This window comes from Eubacterium sp. MSJ-33 (assembly GCF_022174665.1).
In the GTDB taxonomy this organism is placed as follows: Bacteria; Bacillota; Clostridia; order Lachnospirales; family Lachnospiraceae; genus Coprococcus_C.
In genome coordinates this window covers 1,586,467-1,605,850 of sequence record NZ_CP076562.1, presented here as the reverse complement: position 1 = coordinate 1,605,850, position 19,384 = coordinate 1,586,467, and the positions used below count along the sequence as shown (strand labels likewise).

13 protein-coding genes and 1 pseudogene are annotated in these 19,384 nt (G+C 43.9%); all 14 read left to right on the top strand.

Annotated elements, in window-relative coordinates; translation table 11 throughout:
• Window positions 1-2 precede the first annotated feature (2 nt).
• A complete protein-coding gene (locus KP625_RS07560) occupies window positions 3-599 on the top strand; it encodes a DUF4062 domain-containing protein (RefSeq protein ID WP_238297046.1) in 597 nt (198 codons plus the stop codon).
• Between the two features lie 431 nt (window positions 600-1,030).
• A complete protein-coding gene (locus tag KP625_RS07555; protein ID WP_238297044.1) occupies window positions 1,031-1,168 on the top strand; it encodes a hypothetical protein in 138 nt (45 codons plus the stop codon).
• Window positions 1,169-1,358: 190 nt separating this feature from the next.
• On the top strand, window positions 1,359-3,512 hold the full coding sequence (locus KP625_RS07550) for a BMP family ABC transporter substrate-binding protein (protein ID WP_238297042.1): 2,154 nt from the start codon (window positions 1,359-1,361) through the stop codon (window positions 3,510-3,512).
• Between the two features lie 5 nt (window positions 3,513-3,517).
• Window positions 3,518-4,108 (top strand): metallophosphoesterase family protein, encoded by a 591-nt coding sequence (locus KP625_RS07545; RefSeq protein ID WP_238297040.1) that lies wholly within the window; start codon window positions 3,518-3,520, stop codon window positions 4,106-4,108.
• A 147-nt stretch (window positions 4,109-4,255) separates the two neighbouring features.
• Entirely contained in the window at window positions 4,256-6,664 is a 2,409-nt protein-coding gene (locus KP625_RS07540) for a serine/threonine protein kinase (RefSeq protein ID WP_238297038.1), read from the top strand.
• Between the two features lie 16 nt (window positions 6,665-6,680).
• Window positions 6,681-8,039 (top strand): citrate/2-methylcitrate synthase, encoded by a 1,359-nt coding sequence (locus KP625_RS07535; protein ID WP_238297036.1) that lies wholly within the window; start codon window positions 6,681-6,683, stop codon window positions 8,037-8,039.
• A 172-nt stretch (window positions 8,040-8,211) separates the two neighbouring features.
• Complete coding sequence (locus KP625_RS07530; protein WP_238297034.1) at window positions 8,212-9,075, top strand: class I SAM-dependent methyltransferase; 864 nt, start codon at window positions 8,212-8,214, stop codon at window positions 9,073-9,075.
• 84 nt (window positions 9,076-9,159) lie between these two features.
• A complete protein-coding gene (gene cls, locus KP625_RS07525; RefSeq protein ID WP_238297032.1) occupies window positions 9,160-10,806 on the top strand; it encodes a cardiolipin synthase in 1,647 nt (548 codons plus the stop codon).
• A gap of 65 nt (window positions 10,807-10,871) precedes the next feature.
• A complete protein-coding gene (locus tag KP625_RS07520; RefSeq protein ID WP_177971108.1) occupies window positions 10,872-11,444 on the top strand; it encodes a TetR/AcrR family transcriptional regulator C-terminal domain-containing protein in 573 nt (190 codons plus the stop codon).
• Between the two features lie 219 nt (window positions 11,445-11,663).
• A complete protein-coding gene (locus KP625_RS07515) occupies window positions 11,664-13,754 on the top strand; it encodes an efflux RND transporter permease subunit (protein ID WP_238297031.1) in 2,091 nt (696 codons plus the stop codon).
• Window positions 13,755-13,841: 87 nt separating this feature from the next.
• Window positions 13,842-16,145 (top strand): hypothetical protein, encoded by a 2,304-nt coding sequence (locus KP625_RS07510; protein ID WP_238297030.1) that lies wholly within the window; start codon window positions 13,842-13,844, stop codon window positions 16,143-16,145.
• 276 nt (window positions 16,146-16,421) lie between these two features.
• Window positions 16,422-17,633: pseudogene (locus tag KP625_RS07505) on the top strand (class I SAM-dependent methyltransferase).
• A gap of 24 nt (window positions 17,634-17,657) precedes the next feature.
• A complete protein-coding gene (locus KP625_RS07500) occupies window positions 17,658-18,485 on the top strand; it encodes a DUF6709 family protein (RefSeq protein WP_238297029.1) in 828 nt (275 codons plus the stop codon).
• Window positions 18,486-18,995: 510 nt separating this feature from the next.
• Window positions 18,996-19,307: a 30S ribosomal protein S10 gene (gene rpsJ / locus KP625_RS07495; RefSeq protein WP_021984701.1), complete on the top strand. Its 312-nt coding sequence runs from the start codon at window positions 18,996-18,998 to the stop codon at window positions 19,305-19,307.
• Window positions 19,308-19,384: the final 77 nt, after the last annotated feature.

Below are 19,384 nucleotides of genomic sequence, written 5' to 3'. Positions count from 1 at the left end.
AAATGGATAGAAAATATCAGGTATTTATTAGTTCTACATATTTAGATTTAAAAGAGGAACGAAGTGCTGTATCAGAAATATTGTTAAAAATGGGATGCATTCCAGTTTCAATGGAACAATTCCCTGCAGCACCTGTTTCACAATGGGAATATATAAGAAGAATGATAGATGATAGTGATTATTTTATATTGATTATTGCAGGTAAGTATGGAACAGAAGATAAGGAAGAAGGAATAGGATTTACAGAAAAAGAATATAATTATGCTGTTAAAAAAATGAAACCGATATTGGTGTTTATGTTAAAAAATCCAGATATGTTAATTGTTTCAAAGTCTGAAACTTCAGATTCAAAAAAACGTAAATTGCATAGATTTAGAAACAAAGTTGAAGATGACGGATTGCTTGTTGACTATTATGAAGATTCAAATGATTTGAAAAGTAAAGTTTCGGTTTCGGTGGGAAACTGTATACGTACCAATATTGGAGGTGGCTGGATAAGAGCAAATTATTTTGATAATACCAAGAAGAAATTGCTTGAAATGATAAAGAGTGGTAATTGTATAGATATAAATAAGATAAATGAATGTTTTACGAACTGATTTATAGCTTAGAAATTGTTACATTTCTGAGGAAATTAGAGAAATTAAATATTTTATGATCTTGGTGTACAGCCAGAATTAAAAGTGATGAATTTATTGGATATTAAGTATAGATTTTTCAAAGAAAATAATCAGTTCACATTAGAAAAATGCCCGGTTTATAACTGGGCGTTTCCTTTTGATAGAAGTAAATTGGGGGAAAAGCTGTAAAACCGGGAAAATCCCCCAATCGGAAGCTAAAGGGAAGCAAGTAGGTTGGGGGAAAAGTTGTAAAACCGGGAAAATCCCCCAATCGGAAGCTAAAGGGAAGCAAGCGGGTTGGGGGAAAAGCTGTAAAACCGGGAAAATCCCCCAACCGGAAGCTAAAGGGAAGCAAGCAGATTGGGGGAAAAGTTGGAAAAACAGCCACAAAGCCCCAATTGGCTTCGGGTGTGGCGGGGACAGCGGGACTTTTCGTGCATTATGTACAGCTTTCTGTGGGGATGATGGATTCTGTGCAGGGACATTTGCGACAGCCGGTACTTAATGAGCGCGTGCGCGAATTTAGTACCGCTGCTCGGAGCAACTAAGCGGAAGCGGTCCCGAAACAGAACCATCACCCCCACAGCAAGCGTCACATCAACCACAATCCCCCGCTGTCAGGGGAAAATCTCTTGTATAATATGCAGAAACCGCATATAATAATAACCGAGTATGCAAACAAAGACTTAAGAGACGAAAACAATTACGTTGCAATATGAGAGACGAGGTGAATCGATTATGTCATATGTAGAATACGAAAAAGCACAGAAATTAGGACTGAAAGCATTTCGAAATGCAGTATCCAAGGGAGAAAATGAATATCTTCCGGTATTGGATGAGATTTTGGAGGATGTTGATATCGTGGGCGAGATGTCACTTGGTATCGTTCAGATTCCACTTGACCGTATCGTTGGAACAAGCAATGTCGGAAGAACATACGCATTTGCGAACAACTTCATGCCGCTGCTTGATTATAAGACAGAGTTTGGTGCCAAATGGTCGGCACTGTGTGACAGCCAGATTGAAGAGGGAATTCGTGATCCAATCAAGGTTTACGAATATATGAATAAATTCTATGTCGTAGAGGGAAATAAGCGTGTATCCGTGATGAAATATTTTGATGCGGTCACAATCCCGGCACAGGTAACCAGAAAGATTCCGAAGAAGACGGATGATCTGCAGGTGAAGATCTATTATGAATTCATGGATTTTTACAAGCTGACGGAGATTAACTATATCTGGTTTTCACAGGAGGGGTGTTTCCGCCGTCTGTTGGAGCTGACCAGCCCGGATCCGGATGCGGAGTGGACAGATGAGCAGAAGATAGATTTCGGATCTGCAAATCATCGCTTCTGTGTGTCATTTAAGGCACTTGGCGGAGATAAGCTGCCGCTTACAAACAGTGATACATTGTTGATCTTTATTGATATCTATGGATATGAAGCCGTGAAGAAGATGACCGAAGCGGAGATGAAGGAGAAGATCAAGCTTCTGTGGGATGAGTTCCTGATCGAGTCCAAAGGCAGGGAAGTGGAGCTTCATATGGAGCCGACGAAGCTTGGACGCAAGAAGCTGATGGACTATTTCCGAAGCTCGACACCGAAGAAGGTGATGGTAGCGTTCGTGTTCAACAAGGACCCACAGGAATCCGAGTGGCTGTATGGACACGAGCTTGGACGATTATACTTAGATGAACATTATCCGGATACGATCAAGACACTGAAGGTGCACAATATTGCATCCGAGGAAGAAGCGATATCGGCGATGGAGGATCTGATCGCGATGGGTGTGTCAATCATCTTCACAACGACACCACAGCTCATCAGTGCGAGCGTGAAGGTTGCAGTCAATCACCCGGAAGTCACGATTATGAACTGCTCACTGAATACATCGCATAAGGTTATCAGCACATATTATGCCAGACTTTACGAGGTGAAATTCCTTGCAGGCATGATCGCAGGTGCGATGTCAAAAAGTGGAAAGATTGGTTATGTGGCGGATTATCCGATTGTCGGTATGACTGCGAATATCAATGCGTTTGCACTCGGTGCACGCATGGTGAACCCATATGCAAAGGTCTATCTCGAATGGACGACTGTGAAAGGCAATACGCGTGAAAATGTATTACGCGAGTTTGAGGAAAATGGAATCGAATATATCTCCGATCAGGTTATGATCAAGCCGAATTCCAACAACCGCCGGTATGGATTGTATAAGCTCGAAGGGGAGGAAACGGTGAACCTGGCATTCCCGCTATATCAGTGGGGCGAATTTTATGCGAAACTGATTGAGAGCGTGGTAAATGGCGCGATCAAACAGGATGATTCGAACGAAGGTAAGGCGGTCAACTATTGGTGGGGACTTTCCGCAGAAGTTGTTGATATCATCTGTTCGAACAAGGTACCGGAGGGTACGAAACAGTTAGTCGGAATCATCGGCAAACTAATCCGCGAGAACAGCTTCCATCCGTTTTATGGCGTGCTTCGTGCACAGGACAACACGATTAAGAATGAAGATGAGGAGATTATGACGCCGGAAGAAATCATGCTGATGAACTGGCTGGTGGATAACGTAGAGGGGGAGATTCCGGACATCAAAGATATGAAGGATGAGGCGAAATCCATCGTCGAGCAGAAGGGTGTCAAGGACGATACAAAACCGGATGCCGTGCAGGATAACGGTAAGGACGATACAAAACCGGATGCCGTGCAGGATAACGGTAAGAGCGATACAAAACCGGATGCCGTGCAGAATAACGGTGAAAACGACATAAAACCGGATGCCGGGCAGGATAACGGTGAAAACGACACGAAACCGGATATAGGGCAGAATGATGGTAAGGATGAGACAAATCCGGAAATGAAACAAAAAGAGGTAAAGGACGAGGGCTAGGATAAATGAAGATTTTGTTACTCGCAGACGAAGAGTCCAGATATTATTGGGATTATTTTGAGAAAAGTAAATTAGAGGGAATTGATCTGATTATTTCCTGCGGAGATCTGGCTCCACAGTTCCTGTCTTTTATAGCGACATTTGCGAAAGTGCCGATTCTGTATGTGCATGGGAACCATGATTCCTGTTATGATGAAACACCGCCGGATGGATGTATCTGTATCGACGATGATGTATATGTGTACAATGGTATCCGGATTGCGGGACTTGGCGGAAGCATGTGTTATAATTTCGGGAACTATCAGTTTACTGAGAATGAGATGAAGAAACGTGTGCGCAAACTTCGAAAGAAGATTAAGAAGGCAGGGGGACTTGATATTCTGATTACACATTCTCCGGCATTTGAGTTAAACGACAGTACTGATTTGCCACATACCGGATTTCAGGCATTCTATCAGATTCTAGATGAGTATGAGCCGATGCTGTTTGCACATGGACACGTGCATATTAATTATGGAAGAGATTTTAAACGGATTTGTGAGTATAAGAACACCAAGGTTGTGAATGCATTTGAGAAATATCTGATTGAAATCTGACACATAACTTTGTCCGGATAAAGCATTTATGACAAAAAACTTGTAGCAACCTATGAAATTTGCTATAATTAGCAGGTATATGTAAAATAATCGGCACTGACAGAGGGTAGACCGGATATTTATGGGTGAGAATGAGAGAGGTAAGCCATGCAGAATAGATACGACAAATGTCCGAATTGTATGCAGGCCCTTGGACAGGGGGAAGATACATGTCCGTACTGCGGATTTGACGTGAACGGATATGAAGAAAAGACAAATTGTTTGCGACCATTTACAGTATTGCAAGGGAAATACATGATTGGCCGTGTAATCGGTATGGGTGGTTTTGGAATCACTTATATCGGCTGGGATCTGAATCTTCAGACATATATTGCCATTAAGGAATATTTCCCGGAGAGCTTTGCGCATCGTGATACAATGGCGACAACGACGGTCACGACGAATGAGAACAAGCAGGAAATCTACGACAAAGGTTTGAAACGCTATGTGGAAGAAGCGAGAAATCTTTCGAAGTTCTATCAGCTGCAGGGCATTGTTTCAGTGAAGGATTTCTTCTATGAGAATGGTACCGGCTATATTGTTATGGAATATATCAATGGTGTGGATCTTAAACATTATCTAAAGGGTATGGGTGGCACATTGGATGAAGCAACGGTGCTTGCTCTGATGAAACCGGTTTTCGAGTCCTTATATGAGGTACATAAAAATGGTCTTGTTCACCGGGATATCAGCCCGGACAATATCATGGTAGATAATGAGGGAAAGATCAAGCTGATTGATTTTGGTTCGGTGCGCGGACAGTCCGCGGAAACCGATAAAACATATACAGTTATATTGAAGCATGGATATGCACCACCGGAGCAGTATTATGCGAAGGGAAAGCAGGGCCCTTGGACAGATATCTACAGTTTGTGTGCGACCATGTATAAGATGCTTACCGGTGAGGTTCCGCCGAACGGCGTAGAACGTATGGAAGATGATACCTATGTGAATCCTTCTTCAAAAGGAATCACAGTTTCCGAGCGGACGGAAGCTGTTCTCCGCAAAGGACTGGCGGTAAAGGCAACCGAGCGATATCAGAATATCGGAGAATTGTTGTCGGATTTATATGGAAGTGGACCGATTGCCAGTGTGAGTGCTGTCCCACAGGCAAATCCATATGCCGCGCCCGGGAATAATTCAACATCCGTGTCTATGCAGTCGATGCATCTGACACCGGGACAGAATAATGCAGAGTCATCGAACAATAAAAAGAAAATTGGCTTGATTGCCGGCGTTACGGCAGCGGTTGTGGCATTGATCATTGGATTGGTTCTGATCTTAGGCGGCGGAAAGAAAAAAGAAAATGATAAAACAACGACAGAAGCACCGGCCGATACAACGGAAGCCGCCAGTGCAACCGACGTAACGACAGAGGGTACAACGGAAGCAACGACAGAAGCGAATGCGACAGGTTCGTATGAATATATCTGGCCGACCGCGTTATCTGATACATGGCGTGATTACACGGCAAGTATTGACGGTACGCTTTACCAGTTCCCGCTGCCGTATTCTGAGTGGAAATCAAAGGGATGGCAGACAGACAGTTCTGTTGTCAAGGTAGCAGCAGGTGATTGGGATTACCTGACCTGTTATACAGACCGTGCAGAATTAACGGTGGTTGTAGCGAACCCGGGAATGAATGAGGCAGACATAAACAGTTGCTTTGTTGTCGGATTCTCATTTAATGCAAGAATTGACGACCATAAGGATGATTTTTCCATCGAACTGTCAAATGGAATCAAATTGTTCACTTCCACGGAGAATGATATTAAGACGGCATTCGGTGCTCCGGAGAGTCGATATGAGGGAACACATTCCATTGATGATAGCCAGTATGTTGCGATTGATTATGCCGGAGATGAAGTCAAAGATGGTATGGATTTAGAAGTGTCAGATGAAATGAACCTGTATTCCATAAGCATTGCGAATTCAAATCTGCCGGATATTGGGACAAATGTAGGGGATATCAGTGTTGATGCTCCGGCAATCAATGATAAGTATGTGGCACCGGATGGGCCAAGCGCAGATCGGTTTGACAGTATTATTACAATCGGTGATAAAAACTATGTGCTTCCGGTTACATTTTCTGAGTTTGCCGCAGACGGCTGGACACTGGATTCTTCCGTATCAGCTTACATCGGTGGAAAAGGCAGTGAGAGTACCTATATGGAGAAGGACGGAGAAAAGATAGGAATCACGTTGAATAATTATACGGGTAATGCTATTTTGCCAGAGCATGCATATATTTCAAGAATTGATGTAGATATGAATTATTATACAGGAAATGCTGTATTCCCGGGCGGAATTTCCATGACTGATGATGGAAACAAGATTGAATCTGTTTATGGGGATTTGGGCGAAGATGATTTCTCAAAAGATGAATATTCATCGTTCATTTCATATTATGCATATAAGTACGAAGATACTCAATATATCAGCATAAGTGCTTATGCGGACCCGAGTACGGGAAAGATAACTGACTACAGTTATTCTACAAGCAAAGAGATCGAATAAGATAGGAGTTGAGGTTATGTCAGATTTGAAATTTGACCAGATACTAGATGAATATGTACGTTTTTGTAATGACTCCGGTAAGATTGACTTAAATCTCTACGAAGAGTACAACGTAAAGCGGGGACTTCGAGACTCCAACGGACGAGGCGTACTGACCGGACTTACAGAGGTGTCCGACGTTATGGGATTTAGCGTTGTGGATGGACATCGTGTACCAATTCCTGGAGAACTTTATTTTCAGGGATATGAAGTTCAGCAGCTTGTGCAGGGCTTCCGTAACAGTCAGTATGGTTTTGAAGAAACGACATATCTGCTTTTGTTCGGTGATCTTCCAAGTCAGGAACAACTTGACTGCTTCAAGGAAGTACTTGGTGAGCTTCGCCAGTTGCCGGAGAGCTTTAACCGTGATGTTATCATGAAGGCACCGAGCCGCGATATGATGAATGTCCTGCAGAAATGTGTTCTTACTTTGTATACTTACGATCCGGATCCAAACAATCTGGATATCAAAAATGTATTGATGCAATGTCTGCAGCTGATTGCCCAGTTCCCGGTTATGGCGGCGTATGGTTATCAGGCATACAGACATTATTATCTCGATAAGAGCTTGGTTATCCACAGACCGAAGAAAGAGCTTTCAACTGCGGAGAATATCTTGCGTCTGCTTCGTACCGATGGAAAATACACGGCGTTAGAAGCAAAGGTTCTGGATGTTTGTCTGGTTATCCATGCGGAACATGGCGGAGGTAACAACTCAACCTTTACGACACATGTATTGACATCGACAGGAACGGATACGTATTCAACTGTCGCTGCCTCTCTTGGTTCTCTGAAAGGACCGAAGCATGGTGGTGCGAATATCAAGGTACAGCAGATGTTTGATGATATGAAGATGCATGTCAAGGATTGGGAGAATGAAGATGAAATCTCTGAATATCTACAGGGCTTGCTTGATAAGAAGGGATTCGATCATTCCGGCCTGATCTACGGTATGGGACACGCGGTTTACAGTGAGTCTGATCCAAGAGCCGTAATTTTGAAGAAATACGCAAAGAAGCTTTCTGAGGAAAAGGGCTTGCAGGACGAATTTGCATTGTATGACAGAGTTGAGCGTATCGCAGCGGAGTTGATTAGCGAGCATCGTCGGACATTTAAGACGGTTTGCGCGAATGTCGATTTCTACAGTGGATTCGTTTATACGATGTTGAAGCTTCCAATCGAGATCTTCACGCCAATCTTTGCAATCTCTCGTATCTCCGGCTGGTCTGCACACCGGATTGAAGAGTTGGTAAATAAGGGCAAGATTATCCGTCCGGCGTACAAATTCGTTGGTCATCACAAAGAATATATTCCAATCGAGAAACGTGATTGGTAATGAAATTACGACAGTTTGCATGTACAAAATGTGCAAACTGTCTTTTTTTAGCTGTATTTCATGCCAAAAACAGGACTTTCATTCTTGCACTGAAAAGATGGGTGTGTTAGTATTGCTTGTATAAAATCAGGACGCAATGTATAAGAAAATAGACGAAAGGGACTAAAAGTATATGTGGGTAGCCGATCAGTGGAAAGAATATGAGATTATAGATTGTTCAAGAGGAGAAAAACTGGAGCGATGGGGAGATTATATTTTACTTCGTCCGGACCCGCAGGTGTTGTGGGATCTTCCGCGGATGAATCCGGCATGGAAGAAGCTGAATGGACATTATCACCGTAGCAACAAGGGTGGTGGTGAATGGGAGTTTTTTGATCTGCCGAAGCAGTGGAGTATCAATTACAAGGATCTGACATTTCATTTGAAACCGTTTACATTTAAACATACAGGACTGTTTCCGGAACAGGCGGTGAACTGGGACTGGTTTGGTGAGAAGATACGGAATGCAAATCGAGAGATCAAGGTGCTGAATCTGTTTGCTTATACGGGTGGAGCCACGTTGGCGGCGGCTAAGGCAGGTGCCAAGGTTACACATGTTGACGCATCGAAGGGCATGGTGACATGGGGCAAGGAAAATGCTGTGGCATCGGGACTTGAGGATGCACCAATCCGCTGGCTGGTCGATGATTGTGTGAAGTTCGTGGAGCGGGAAATTCGTCGTGGCAATCATTATGATGGCATCATTATGGATCCGCCATCGTATGGCAGAGGACCAAAGGGCGAAATCTGGAAGCTGGAGGAGAAGATTCATCCGTTTATTGCACTGGCAAGTCAGCTTTTGTCGGATGATCCATTGTTTTTTCTGGTGAATTCGTATACAACCGGATTGGCTCCGGCGGTGCTTACATATATGATTTCTGCTGAGGTAGGAAAGAAATTTGGAGGACATGTGGAGTCACAGGAAATTGGCCTTCCGGTGAAAGAAACAGGGCTGATACTTCCTTGTGGCGCATCAGGGCGATGGAGCGTGGAGTAGTTTGACAGTTAGGAATGCAATTATTTGGATGATGGATTGATATATACGATGTAGGGGTAGATAAAGAAAGAAGGAAAAGGTAGATTGCAGGAGACAGAAAAGACAATTGAACAGAAAACAGAGCAGACGGCTGTTCAGAAACCAATACATGGTGAAGAACATGAACATGGGCACGACAAGTTGCGGTATGGAAGGCAGAACAAATCGAAGTCTATCTATATCACGAAGATTGCCATTGTTGTATTTACGTTGATCCTGCAGATTTTTTTCTGGGTATTTCTGTATGGAATTGCCAAGAATTATATGATCTACTGGAAGACGCTTGCACTGCTGCTTTCGGCAACGGTTGTGCTGTATATCGTCAATAAACCGGAGAATCCTGCATATAAACTGACATGGATTTTACTTATGATGGTAACACCGATCCTGGGTGGTGTGTTGTATATCGCAATTGCCGGTAACCGAACCCGTATGAAGTTTATCCGGGATGCACAGAAGAATCATCTCGATACATTTCAGTATATGCCAAGTGATAAGAGCAGACAGCGGGAAATACGGAAGCTGAGCCAGAGTGCAAGCGTGCAGTCAACGTATATTTCGAAAACCGCCGGTTATCCGGTCTATAAGAATACAGTTGTGAAATATTTTCCGCTTGGCGAGGATAATTTTGCTAAGCTTGTGGAAGAATTAAACAATGCAAAACATTTTATATTTATGGAGTATTTCATCATCAAACAGGGTGAGATGTGGGATACGATCTTAGAGATTATGGAGCGAAAGGCAAAAGAGGGCGTGGATGTTCGCTTGATCTATGATGATTTTGGCTGCTCTATGTGGATTCCGTCCCGGTTCATCAAAGATATGAAGGAGAAAGGAATCAGGGTTGCGGCATTTAACCCGATCGGACCATTCTTCAACCTGCGGCAGAACAACCGTGACCACCGTAAAATCACAGTCATTGATGGTTATGTTGGATTTACCGGTGGCATTAATCTGGCAGATGAGTATATCAACAAGAAATCGCGGTTTGGACATTGGAAGGACACCGGTATCATGCTGAAGGGCGAAGCAGTCTGGAACCTGACACTGATGTTTTTACAGACATGGTTGATGCTGACCGGAGAGAAGGATGATTACTCATCGTATTCACCGGAGAAACATCAGGATATCGCGTTTTTCTCAGACGGCTATATACAGCCGTATGGTGATACGCCTGTGGACAATGAGATCGTCGGTGAGAATATCTATCTGAATATGATTAACAAGGCAAAGCATTATGTGTATATTACAACGCCATATCTGATTATCGACAATGAGATGGTAACAGCGTTGACACTTGCGGCAAAAAGCGGGATAGACGTTCGCATCATTACACCGGGAATCCCGGATAAGAAACTTGTTTATCTGGTAACCCAGTCGTATTATTATCAGCTGATTGAGGCTGGTGTGCGGATTTTCCAGTATACACCTGGGTTTATCCATGCAAAAACAGTCGTAGTGGACGACAAGGTGGCAACGGTCGGAACGATTAATTTTGACTATCGGAGCCTGTATCTGCATTTTGAATGCGGCGTCTGGATGTTCAACAGCAGTGTCATTTATGAAATTAAGGAAGATTATATGCTGACACTTGCAAAGTGTGATGAAGTGACGTTGGAGGAGATCCGGAAGACAAGTAAAACGAAGCTATTCGGACAGAGCCTGCTGCGATTGGTGGCGCCACTTCTGTAGAGGACGCAGAGAATGTATAGTTATGGGTAGTTGACAGGATAGGAAACAGAGAAGGAAGGATAAGTATGCAGTCAAAAGGGAAAAGAGAAACAACGGACGAACTGCTTGCAAGAAGTTTTAAGGAGCTGCTGTGCAAACTGCCGATGGAGAAAATTACGATTAAGGATATCACGGATAAGGCGGGCGTGATCCGGCCAACATTCTATAATCATTTTTCGGATAAATACGCACTTTTGGAGTATATTGTCCGGCACGATCTGCTCACACCGATCAAGCCGCTTTTGGTGAATGATATGATACAGGAAGGACTGACATTGTTGTTCTCCAATATACAGAATGACCGAAGCTTTTACGAGCGCGCGGTGTGCATAGAGGGACAGAATTCGTTTGAAAGCATTGCGCGAAGCGAGGTTTCAAAGCTTCTGCTAGATATCATAGATCAGAAGAAACAGGGCAAGAATCACAAATACCCATGGCTTGACCGTCAGATTATCGCTGAATACTATGCAAACTCCATGTGCTATGTGGCAATTGCGTGGATCAAACGGGATTATATGATCGCTCCAAAGGATTTGTCGGAGATTTATAAATATTTGACGAAATCTTCCATGATGGATGTATTGAATGAACTTGTTTAAGATAAGATATGTTTTTGTCAAGAGGGAATTTGAGATAAAAGATATAAATTAGCTATACACGAACGCACAGATGTCGGTATAATTATACAAAGGAATAGGGCTGTATAGAGATACGATACATTAAAAAGAGATTGAATGTTCCATATATTCAATCTCTTTTTTATTATAGGGTTGCAACAAAAAGGATCAAGAAAGAAAAGAAAGAAAGGTGGATGAATCGTGATTCGATTTGGAAAGTGGGTAGTAAAACACAGAAGTCTGATTCTGATAATCGGTATTCTCTTGCTGATTCCGTCAGCCTTCGGATATTTTCATACCCGTGTAAACTACGATATTTTGAACTATCTCCCGGACGAGATTGATACTATGAAAGGCCAGGAGATTATGGTGGACGAATTTGGAACCGGTGCATTTTCCATGTGTGTCGTCGAAGGAATGTCCGACAAAGACATCTCCAAGATGCGGAAGGAAATGTGCAAAGTAGACGGGGTAAAGGATGTATTATGGTATGATTCCTTCCTTGATCTGTCAGTACCGGTGGAGATGCTTCCGGACAGCATCAAGGATGTGTTCATCAACAAGGATGCGGATTCCACAATCCTGTTTGTCCTGTATCCGAATTCCATCTCGGCCGATGAGACGATGGATGCCATCGAGAACTTACGTAAGGTTATGAATAAGCAGTGTTACCTCTCCGGTATGTCTGCGGTCGTAACAGATACGAAGAATCTGTCGAATAAGGAGACACCAATCTATGTACTGATCGCGGTCATCCTTTCAACGATTGTTCTTGCACTTGCAATGGACTCGGCGATCATCCCTGTATTCTTCCTGCTTAGTATCGGTATGGCGATCGTATATAACTTAGGTACCAACGTGTTCAAGGGAGAAATCTCCTATGTCACACAGGCGTTGGCAGCAGTCTTGCAGCTCGGTGTTACGATGGATTACTCCATCTTCCTGTGGCACAGCTACGAAGAGAAACAGCAGGTATATCCGGGTGAGAAGGGGCGTGCGATGGCACATGCAATCTCAAACACGATATCTTCGGTTGTCGGCAGTTCCATCACAACGGTGGCAGGATTCATCGCTCTGTGCTTCATGAGCTTCACACTTGGTATGGACTTAGGTGTTGTTATGGCAAAAGGTGTTGTGTTTGGCGTAATCTGTTGTGTAACGGTTCTTCCATCTATGATTTTGATATTTGACAATGCAATCGAGAAGACAAAACATAAGGTTATCCTTCCGGATCTGTCCGGTATTTCAAAATGGGTAACACAGCATTTTTACATATTCCTGATTTTGTTCTTCGTGCTGATCGGACCTGCTGTTTACGGTTACACACACAACACCGTATATTATGACCTGGCAGGTACACTTCCGGAGAGTCTGGAGAGTATCACGGCGAACAACAAACTGGAAGAGCAGTATCACATGGGTGCAACCCACATGGTGCTTCTGGATGCGAACACATCGACAAAGGATGTTGTAAAGATGACAAAGGAAATGGAGAAGGTAGATGGCGTTAAGGCAGTGCTTGGTCTTGACAGCATCGTCGGCTCTACGATTCCGAAGGATATGCTTCCGGATCAGATCCGCGAAGTGTTCGAGAGTGGAAAATACAAGATGCTTTTGATCATGTCGGAATACAAGGTGGCTTCGGATGAAGTAAATGAGCAGTGCGATACCTTGAAGCAGATGGTCAAGGATTGTGATGAAAATGGTATGCTGATCGGTGAAGCACCATGTACGAAGGATCTGATTGAGATCACAGACGAGGATTTCAAGATGGTAAGTGCCGTATCCATCGGTGTTATCTTCGTAATTATTGCATTTGTATTTAAGTCGATATCACTTCCAATCATTCTGGTCGCTGTTATCGAGTTCGCAATCTTCATCAACATGGGTATTCCTACCTACACGAAGACGGCGATTCCGTTTATCGCTTCTATCGTAATCGGTACGATCCAGCTTGGTGCGACGGTCGATTATGCGATCCTGATGACGAACAAATATAAGCGTGCAAGACATAACGGCCTTGCAAAGAAAGAAGCGGTCATCGAAGGAATGAAGGGCTCTGTACAGTCCATCATTGTTAGTGCACTCAGCTTCTTCGCCGCAACATTCGGTGTTGGTATGTATTCAAACATTGATATGATCAGCTCCCTGTGTACACTGATGGCACGTGGCGCATTGATCAGTATGGTAGTTGTTATTCTCTTACTTCCAACCATGTTCATGATCTTTGATAAGGTGATCATTCATACAAGTGCTGGATTTATCAATAAGGAAAAGCAGGCAGAGCAGTAAGATATTTTGAAAAAGATCGGGTGCAGTTGGAAATGGACGTAATCAACCATGTTGGAAAAGGATGGAATATAGGAAGGAGATTATATTATGAAACATTTAAATAAGAAAGAATGGAAGAAAAATACAAAATATATTGCAGGTTCGACCGGTGCGGTTGCACTTGCGGTTGCTTCCTGTGTCGCAGGTATCACAGGCACAGGTACGGATGTTGCAAAGCATGACAAGGAGTATCTGGCGGGCGATGACAAGGCAAGTGATACAGACGCAACAACGATTATGAATACCGATGATCTGGCAGACCAGCTCGCAGATAACGTAAACCTCAAAGAGAAAGATGTCGACAAGGATGAGACCGTCTATGTATTTGCAAAGGCGAACGGCGATGTGGATAACATCTTGGTCAACGAGACTTTGAAGAACCGTGACAAGAGCGCAACAATCGAAGATACCACAGACCTGAAGGATATCGTAAATGTCAAGGGTGACGAGACATTTACACAGAACGGAAACAAGATTACATGGGATGCAGCCGGAAATGAGATCAGCTACCAGGGTACAACCGATAAGCAGCTTCCGGTTTCTGTAAAGGCAACTTATTATCTCGATGGAAATGAAATCTCACCGGAAGACCTGGCTGGTAAGAGCGGTAAGGTAAAGATCCGTCTGGACTACACAAGCAATGAGACTGTTACGAAAGATGTAAATGGCAAGGATGAGGATATCTCCGTACCATTCGTCGCAGTATCCGGCATGGTGCTCGGCGATAACTTCACGAACATTCAGGTAACAAATGGCAAGTATCTTACGCAGGGCGAAAGCAACATCGTGGTTGGTTATGCAGTTCCCGGCCTTGACAGTGGCGTGAAGGATGCTGCCAAGGATCTTGATACAGAGATTCCGGATTATGTAGAAGTAAGCGCAGATGTGACAGACTTCTCACTCGATATGACAGTGACAATGTTAGTCAATGGTTCTGAGATGGACTACTCCGGCGATCTGGATCTGACAGATCTGGATGATCTGACAGAAGCTCTGAGCAGTGCTGGCAATCAGCTGGCCGATGGTTCCGGCGAACTTTCCGATGGTGCAACACAAGTATCGGATGGAGCCGGACAGCTTTCGGATGGAGCCGGACAGCTTGCAAGTGGTGCAGGTACATTGGCAGATAAGATGGGAGATTTGACAACAGGGGCAGGCAGCTTGAAAGAAGGTATGGAAAGCCTGTCAAGCTCATCCGGTGATCTGGCAAGTGGTGTTGCAGTCATTGACCAGAGTGCACAGTCCATTGCAAATGGTATCAACACGCTGGATGCAGCAGTGAATGCAAAGATGACGGATGAAGAGAAAGCGGCTGTTCAAAAGCAGGCAGGTACGGCAGCAGCAAGTGCGGTAGAAACACAGTTTGCTGCAGGTACGGATACGTACAAGTATATTTATGGACAGGCGGTATCAAATTATACAACAAATATGAATGCGGCAACAGATGCATTGTATCAGCAGTATAAAGCAGAAATGTTTGACACAATGGTTGATTCGGCACTGGCAGGAAAAGCAGCTCTTGCGGCACAGGCGGCTTCTGCGGGGGCAGCTGAAAAAGTAAAACAGGACGCCGAAAATGCTGGACGAACAGATATAGATCAGATTGCTCAGGAGGCTCAGACTGCGGGCGCGCTCACTTTCGCAAAGGCATATAATGATTATATGGGTAATGACAGTAATAGGACCACTATTCAAAATGATGTAGATAAAAAACTGAAGGATTTGGCACAGGCTACAACAGCAGGACTTGTGGAAAAAGGCAGTGCAGCTATTGGGCAATCGGTTGTTGATGCGTGTAAGACGGCAGCATCTTCGGCAGCATCTACAGCAGCAGGTGCTGCAGCCGTACAGGGTGCTGAGACAGCAAAGGCAACGATCGCTTCTCAGATCGAAGCCACACAGGCAAATGGTTACAGCTTAGTAAGTGGTGCGAATGCGCTTGCAAAGGGAACCTCCACATTGGCAGGTTCTGTACCGGCATTGAAGAATGGTATCAGCCAGCTTGTAAACGGTGCGAATGCATTGGCAAGCGGTGCCGGACAGTTGAAGGATGGCGCAGTTTCCCTGAAGAGTGGTGCCGGTACATTGAAGACAGGTGTTGATCAGTTGAAGGATGGTGCCGGACAGGTTGCTGACGGTGCAGCTACTTTGAATGAGAACCTTGTGGCATTGAATGATGAAGCAATCAAGAAGATGATCAGTGCATACAACGGCGACGTGAAGGATTCTGTTGCAAGACTGCAGGCAGCGATGGAAGCTGCAACCGAGTATGACAGCTTCGGCGGTAAGTCTGACGATGCAGCAGGCGTAACAAAATTCATTATTAAGACAGCAGCTATATCTGCTGAATAATATAGATTGGTTTATAAACCAATTCTTCTCCCCCGCGAAACGCGTCGGCTCATGCCGGCGTGTTTTCTTATGTTTTTTTGTCTGAGAAAGCAAGCGGGTAGGAGCAAAGTGTAGGAAAACCGGAAGATTGCTCCAAGTGGAAAAAAAGAGGAATCAAGCGTGTAGGAGCAAAGCGGTAAAAAACCGGAAAAACTCTCAAATCAGCATAAAAATTAAGTTGAAACATGTAGGAAGGTTAGATATAATAAAACCATATATGAAAAAAGAGGCTTCATTATGGAGAAAGTAAAAGAACAACTTGAACGGCTGTTTTCGCAGATGATGCGGATCATCATAAGCAACCGGCAGGATAAAACATATCAATATCGAAAAGTGGAAGTAACATGGACAACAGTACGTGGGAAAGAACTTTGTCAGATAGCAGCGTATACAGAAAAGCAGGTCTTTCAGGAGAATGTCAGCTTAGACAAACTTGCGGACAAGCTGCTTGTACATTTCCCGGAGCATTTGTGCCAGATGAATGTATTCACCGAAGAGAAGGAATACAGCTTCAAGATGACGAAGAAAGGCAAACTGCTGACGAACGCAACCAGACTTCCGGCGAAACAGTCCGGTACATCGAAGCTTGCAAAGGCCAGTGGCAGCGATGTAACAGCATTGACAGATAAGATGAACAGCCGTCGGGGCGAACACAACCGCAAGAAGAATTATATTCTGCAGGAGGGTATGATGGTTCCGCCGCTTGTAGATATGGGTATATTCACAAAAGATGGAAAAGTTGTCCGTTCTATGTATGACAAGTACAAGCAGATTAATCGGTTTGTGGAGCTTGTCGATGATGTGCTGAAGAATGAGACGAAGGATGAAATCCATATTCTTGACTTTGGATGCGGCAAATCCTATCTGACATTCGTCCTCTACTATTATATAGTAGAAATCCGTAAGAAAAAAGCGGAGATCATCTGACTGGATCTGAAGGCGGATGTGATAAAACACTGTAACGAGGCGGCGGAGAAGTATGGTTATGATCACCTGCATTTTGAATTAGGCGACATCAACGGCTACAAGACGAAGATGCCGGTCGATATGGTTGTGACATTGCATGCGTGTGATACGGCGACTGATTATGCGCTGTTCAACGCTGTACAGTGGAATGCAAAATACATTCTGTCTGTGCCGTGCTGCCAGCATGAGGTAAATGGACAGATTGAGAGTGAATTGTTGGCGCCGATGATGGAATATGGCATTATCAAAGAACGTATGGCGGCACTTGCAACCGATGCGGTGCGTGCGGATATGTTAACCTACCGGGGATACAAGACACAGATTCTGGAGTTTGTGGATTTTGCACATTCACCGAAGAATCTGCTGATACGTGCTGTAAAATCTGCAATCCCGAAAGAAAAACGGGAGCGCAGTTTACAGGAAGTTGAGCGCATGTGCGAGGAAATGCACATCGTTCCTTCTATATATAATCTACTAAAGTAAAAGAGAGGGAAGAGGAGGAAAATTATGAAACCAAAGACTCAGAACAAAAAAGGCGGTGCAATCGTCAGCCTGATCGTCGGAATTATTTTCGTGCTGCTGGCAATCATGTGCTTCATTGGCGACATGGATTATCTGCTTGGAGGCAAGGCAAAGGACTTAAATGAGATCGCAGCGAATGTCCGCCCGCAGAAGGACGATCATGTAAGAACAGACAGCTATCTTGTGCTTGGAAACTTTGCAGAGACACAGCATAAGATCAACGGAATCATTCCGGTAGGGAAAGAACAGCATTATGCGATTGTCCTTGGCGATGATAGCATGACGGATATTTCCGAGGCAAAGGTGATTGTACTTACAGTCAAGAACAAGAAGACAATCGAAAAGCTGGATGAACTTGCAAATGATGATAATGCAAACTTCAGCGATGCAATTGCGATTGAAGGACAGATTCGTACACTGGATCCGGAAATCGAAGGCTATTACAGAGATGCGCTGGCGTCATCCGGCATTACAGATTACTGCGATTATTATACGGTTGCAGTCGATGCTACGCAGACAAGATTTTTTGGCTGGGCAATCGTGCTTGGCGCATTGGCAATCGGCGTGCTCTGTATTGTAGCGTTTGCAAAGATTAACAAACAGATTAAGAATGAGAAGAATCTTGCTTATACAAATGCAACACCGGCGATGGGACAGCCGGGTAATCCTTATGTAAATCCGGTAACCGGACAGCCATATGATGCAAGTGTGGTAAATCCAGTCACCGGACAGGCATATAACCAGACACCGGATGGTGCCCCAAGTGTTCCGTATACATCGGGACAGAATACAGACAACAATCCGTATTCGTAAGTAGCGGTACAGAATACAGACGACAATCAGTATTCGTAAGTAGCGGTACAGAATATATACAGTCATCCGTATTCATATTCATAAGCGGCGCCAATCTGCTTATGAAACAAAGCATTATGATATCCCCGGTACATTATTATAGAAGAAACATAGAAAAATGCAAAAAAGATAGGAATCTGGCGGACATACCGGCGTATCGAAAAAAATACAAAAAAATAAAAAAAACTCTTGCATTTACAGGTGGTATTGAGTATAATAACCCTTGCTGTGACATTGATAGCGTAGAAGCGAAGGTTGCTATGCATGACATAGGTTTTTCGTGGAGCGAATGTCAATTAACGATAACTGGCGACAAGTCACTGTACTCAATAACCATCTGGCAATGCCAGAGATGACGTGTGAAGATATCAAAAGCACTTCGGTGCGAGATAAGATAGGAAACACACGGGAAAGTTGTACAGTCACCACTTGTCGTACTACAAAAAGTGCGAAAAGGAGGCGGCTTTTTTTATGGCAAGTCAAGTAATGAGAATCACATTGAAGGCGTACGATCACAAGTTAATCGATCAGGCTGCAAAGCAGATCATCGAGACGATCAAGAGTACAGGAGCAAAGGTTTCAGGTCCTGTTCCGATGCCTACAAAGGTTGAGAAAATCACAATCCTCAGAGCTGTTCATAAGTATAAGGATTCCAGAGAACAGTTCGAGCAGAGAACTCACAAGAGACTCATTGATGTACTTACACCATCACAGAAGACAATCGATGCTCTTCAGAAGCTTGATGTTTCAGCTGGTGTATATGTTAATGTAAAGATGAAGTAATTCATCAAATTAAAATGTTTATTGCAGTACCTAATTACGCGAAAGCGAATTTAGAATGATTGCTCCGGCAATCCGCT

What these genes read in the sequence shown, in the direction of transcription:
- KP625_RS07560 (WP_238297046.1), top strand. Translation starts at nt 3, where the DNA reads ATGGATAGAAAATATCAGGTATTTATTAGTTCTACATATTTAGATTTA.
- KP625_RS07550 (WP_238297042.1), top strand. Translation starts at nt 1,359, where the DNA reads ATGTCATATGTAGAATACGAAAAAGCACAGAAATTAGGACTGAAAGCA.
- KP625_RS07545 (WP_238297040.1), top strand. Translation starts at nt 3,518, where the DNA reads ATGAAGATTTTGTTACTCGCAGACGAAGAGTCCAGATATTATTGGGAT.
- KP625_RS07540 (WP_238297038.1), top strand. Translation starts at nt 4,256, where the DNA reads ATGCAGAATAGATACGACAAATGTCCGAATTGTATGCAGGCCCTTGGA.
- KP625_RS07535 (WP_238297036.1), top strand. Translation starts at nt 6,681, where the DNA reads ATGTCAGATTTGAAATTTGACCAGATACTAGATGAATATGTACGTTTT.
- KP625_RS07530 (WP_238297034.1), top strand. Translation starts at nt 8,212, where the DNA reads ATGTGGGTAGCCGATCAGTGGAAAGAATATGAGATTATAGATTGTTCA.
- KP625_RS07520 (WP_177971108.1), top strand. Translation starts at nt 10,872, where the DNA reads ATGCAGTCAAAAGGGAAAAGAGAAACAACGGACGAACTGCTTGCAAGA.
- KP625_RS07510 (WP_238297030.1), top strand. Translation starts at nt 13,842, where the DNA reads ATGAAACATTTAAATAAGAAAGAATGGAAGAAAAATACAAAATATATT.
- KP625_RS07500 (WP_238297029.1), top strand. Translation starts at nt 17,658, where the DNA reads ATGAAACCAAAGACTCAGAACAAAAAAGGCGGTGCAATCGTCAGCCTG.
- rpsJ (WP_021984701.1), top strand. Translation starts at nt 18,996, where the DNA reads ATGGCAAGTCAAGTAATGAGAATCACATTGAAGGCGTACGATCACAAG.